Source organism: Flavobacterium sp., assembly GCF_032153895.1.
Classification (GTDB): Bacteria; Bacteroidota; Bacteroidia; order Flavobacteriales; family Flavobacteriaceae; genus Flavobacterium.
In genome coordinates this window covers 1-4,102 of record NZ_JALDYN010000057.1, presented here as the reverse complement: position 1 = coordinate 4,102, position 4,102 = coordinate 1, and the positions used below count along the sequence as shown (strand labels likewise).

3 protein-coding genes are annotated in these 4,102 nt (G+C 39.3%); all 3 read right to left on the bottom strand.

What is annotated here, in order from left to right:
* Positions 1-1,915: hypothetical protein (locus RUH60_RS11500; protein ID WP_313808439.1), on the bottom strand; the 1,915-nt coding region annotated here is incomplete at its 3' end.
* Between the two features lie 253 nt (positions 1,916-2,168).
* Positions 2,169-3,212, bottom strand: a complete 1,044-nt coding sequence (locus tag RUH60_RS11495; RefSeq protein ID WP_313808443.1) for an o-succinylbenzoate synthase — start codon at positions 3,210-3,212, stop codon at positions 2,169-2,171.
* A gap of 150 nt (positions 3,213-3,362) precedes the next feature.
* On the bottom strand, positions 3,363-4,040 hold the full coding sequence (locus RUH60_RS11490) for a metal-dependent hydrolase (protein WP_313808441.1): 678 nt from the start codon (positions 4,038-4,040) through the stop codon (positions 3,363-3,365).
* Positions 4,041-4,102 lie beyond the last annotated feature (62 nt).

Sequence of the window (4,102 nt, the reverse complement as noted above, 5' to 3'; positions counted from 1 at the left end):
CGCCCGGAACATCCGTGAAGCTCATGCCTAAATCCAAGCCGGAGCTTAAATCTTCGCTCATCACACCACTGGCTGAACCTGTCGCACCGTGGGCTGCTCCGTCATAAACGCCGGTATAACCATTAACTACAATCATTGCATTGGCTTTACTGATATCGATGTTGACAGAACCACTATCGTCGTTGTAATTCGTACCGCCACTGAAAGTCCAATTGGCTACGCCGCCCGGAACATCCGTGAAGCTCATGCCTAAATCCAAGCCGGAGCTTAAATCTTCACTCATCACGCCACTAGCTGAACCTGTTGCGCCGTGGGCTAATCCGTCATAAACTCCCGAGTAACCGTTCACCACGATGGTGGCATTAGCTTTATTAACTACTAAATTAGCCGGATTACTAGTAGCTGGCGGTGAGCAAGTTCCGGAAACTATTACTCTGTATTTATATCCATTCATACTTGCCGATGGAGTTACTATCTCTAAAGTAGCTTCGCTTGCGTCGGTATTAGCATAAATTCCTGTTAAACTCAAATTAGTAAATGAACTTCCCGTTCCAGTTGCATCTACTTGCCATTGATATGTAAAAGGTCCCGTTCCGGATGCTACTACTGAGAATCCTGTATTGGCACCATAAGTTATTGTTGCGTTTTGCGGATGCGTAGTCACACCTACAATCTGGTTAACAGTACCTGAAACCGAAACATTAATACCATCGGCAACTAAAAATCCAGCTCCAGAAATATTTATATTCTGAGATGAAAGGCTTCCGACAGGTGAATTGGTTTTAATCCTTACCCAAACTGTACCGTTTACTGCACCTAAAGCATTAGTTGGTAAAGTAACACTTCCTGAACCTTGAAAACCAGCAATTGCAGAAGTAACTGAAACTTCAAAATTTGCTGAGGGAGCAATTACAACCGTTGAACTAGGAGTCAAGCCTTCTCCACTAACAATAAAAAATTGAGCTGAACTCGGTGCATTATTACAAGTAACAAAACCAGAAAGTGAAGACACATTCCTACCTAAAACAGCCCCATTAAAAACAAAACTATTAACACTAAAAGTTCCATTACTACTGTTGGCATCAAATCCATAAAGTCTAAACTCGGTTGCAGTTGTTTTATTTTGAAACTGACTTGCTGATAAAGAGATTGTTTCACCGTTATCATCTGGATTGCCTATGTCTGTTACAAAATTATTTCCATTTGCATTGGATCTGAATTCAAAATTATCTGGACCAGACCCTGAGGCTTGTGCCGTATAAACAAAATTAGAGAATCGAATATGGTAACCAGGGTTTGGCGTTAAAATAAAGTAAAAATAGTCTGATGTATTTAAGGAGCCACTAGTTGTCCAATTATCAGCACTATACCTGTCTGTAGCATTTGCACCATTTATACCGCTACCTCTACCAATACCCGAAACCGTTATGAATGAACTTACAATCTGCCCAGCTGTATATGGATTTGCCGTATTTGGGTTGCTACCAGTAATCGGGTTAGACCATAACTGTATGGCATCCGTAAAAATTGTCTGTGCAGTAAACCCAGATGATTGCCCGGTTGCAGTCAAAGTAAATGTGACCCCAAGATGGTTGAGTTTGACTAAAAACTGGTTGTTATAAATATTTCCAAATTCATCAGCTACAGCAACCATATCGTGCGGTAATAAACACGTGGAAGGTACCGGATCTTCATGAAAATCTAACGAGACCGTTTCACCCGGTTGCCATCCCGTTCCTGTAATCACAACATATTCACCAGGTTGATAATCTGGCTTATCCGTTTCAATTGTTGGTCCAGTTGGCTCAGGTTCTGGCTCAGGATCTTGTCCAAATGAGAACGAACTAAACAAAACTAAAGATATTAAAATAACTGTATTCCAATATCTAACCTTAACAGTAGTTATCGACTTCATACTTTACAAGGTATTGGTTATTATTACTATGAAATATGTTATTCCTCCATTTATGACTTAGCAGAAAATAGCATTTCCATCAGCCTGATGAAGAAGTAATATTTGTATTGAAATGTGATTTTGGAATGGTTTAAATGAAGTGGTAGCTCTAAACCATCATCAAATTTAAAATTAACATTTGGCTTAACTTAATTTTAATAAGTGATTTTCGATAAAAGGAATAAAAAAAGCCGCGTAAAGCAGCTTTAGTGTTTTAAAACATCAATCCTGAAGTATTCCATTGATTTTCAGATAAATAATTCAATTTCCCTTTTCTAACTTCCAAAGGACAATCAAAGTTATTGGTGTAAAGTGCTCCGGTTCCTAAACCTTGGGGCATCGGGTTTTGTAACGTAAAAGTCCATTGCGCAATGGCATTTAGACCGATGTTGGATTCCAAAGCAGAGGTAATCCACCAACCGATTTTGTATTTTTCGGCTAAAGTAATCCATTCTTGAGAACCTTTGAAACCGCCAACCAAACTTGGTTTTAGAATAATATATTGTGGTTTAATGGTTTGCAGCAATCGTTCTTTCTCTTCATAAGTGAAGATCCCGATTAATTCTTCGTCTAGAGCGATTGGAAAGGGAGTTTTTTGACACAATTCTGCCATTTCAGACCAATTTCCGGCTTTTATGGGTTGTTCGATACTATGAAGTTTGAATTCAGATAATTTTCTGAGTTTTGACAATGCTTCTTTAGGTGAAAAAGCTCCATTCGCATCGACACGGATTTCGATAGTTTTTTCGTCGAAATGAGTTCGGATGGATTGCAATAAATCGAGTTCTTGCAGAAAATCAATCGCGCCTATTTTTAATTTGATGCAATTGAAACCCGAAGCTAATTTTTCTTCGATTTGGGTTTTCATAAACGCTTCGTCTCCCATCCAAACTAGGCCGTTAATGGGAATACTTTGTTTACCTAAAGTGAATTCTGAAGGAAACAATTCAAATGGGTTTTCACCTTCTAACGATAAGAAAGCCTGTTCAACTCCAAACTGAATGGACGGAAATTCCAGTAAAGCTTTCCAAAGAAAATCTTTTCCTAAATGAATGTTATCACAAGTCCATTTTAGTTTTTTCTCGTAATCAGGGCGGTCGTCAATGCTTAAGGTTCGTAAAATGCCGCACTCGCCTATTCCTTTTTTGCCGTTTTGCTCTAAAAGAATAAACCAGGTTTCTTTTTCGGTCAAAATCCCGCGAGAAGTACCGGACGGCCGTTTGAAATTGAGAATATATTTTTTATAACTGGCTTTTATCATAACTTACTGACACAAAAGTGGCTGCTCTCCTAGCCCCGATTGAAGCGATATCCTTTTCGGTGGCTGAGGCTCTCGAAGTCACCGAAAAGATTTAGCGGAAAGCGGGAACATGGTTAACAAAAACACACTGCCTATTAGCTCCTAAAACTATAAATCAATTGAACTTCCTATCTCCAAAAGCATCAAATCTTTGCCTTTATCGAAGAATTTTTTAATGGCTTCTTCGTGGTTGATTTCAATAAAACCGAACGTATCGTAGTGATAACCAAGGATTTTATCGCAATCTAAAAAGTCGGAAGCGATGATGGCATCGTCTACATCCATCGTGAAATTACTGCCGATTGGAAGAATAGCCAAATCCAATTTCGTACGCATCGGAATCAATTTCATATCCATTGTTAACGCAGTGTCGCCGGCGATGTAGATGTTTTTGTGTTCACCTTCAATAACGAATCCGCCTGGGTTTCCGCCGTAAGTTCCGTCAGCAAAAGAACTGGTGTGGATGGCGTTTACATATTTTACGGTGCCGAAATCGAATTTCCAGCTTCCGCCGTGGTTCATCGGATGATAATTCAGTTTTTTATTGCCGTAATGCGTCGCAATTTCGTAGTTGGAAACAATGACTGCATTGGTTCTTCTGGCGATGGTTTCCACATCCAAAACGTGGTCCTGATGGGCGTGCGTAACCAAAATATAATCCGCTTTTAACGAATTGATATCGATGTGCGAAGCCAAAGGATTTCCGCTGATAAACGGATCTACCAAAATATGTTTTCCGCTTACCTCAATACCTAAACAAGCATGACCGTAAAATGTAATTTTCATAAGTGTTGTGTTGATTAATGATGTCTTAAAAGTACTAAAAATACGAAGAACAAAAGCGATAA

What these genes read in the sequence shown, in the direction of transcription:
- RUH60_RS11490 (WP_313808441.1), bottom strand. Translation starts at nt 4,040, where the DNA reads ATGAAAATTACATTTTACGGTCATGCTTGTTTAGGTATTGAGGTAAGC.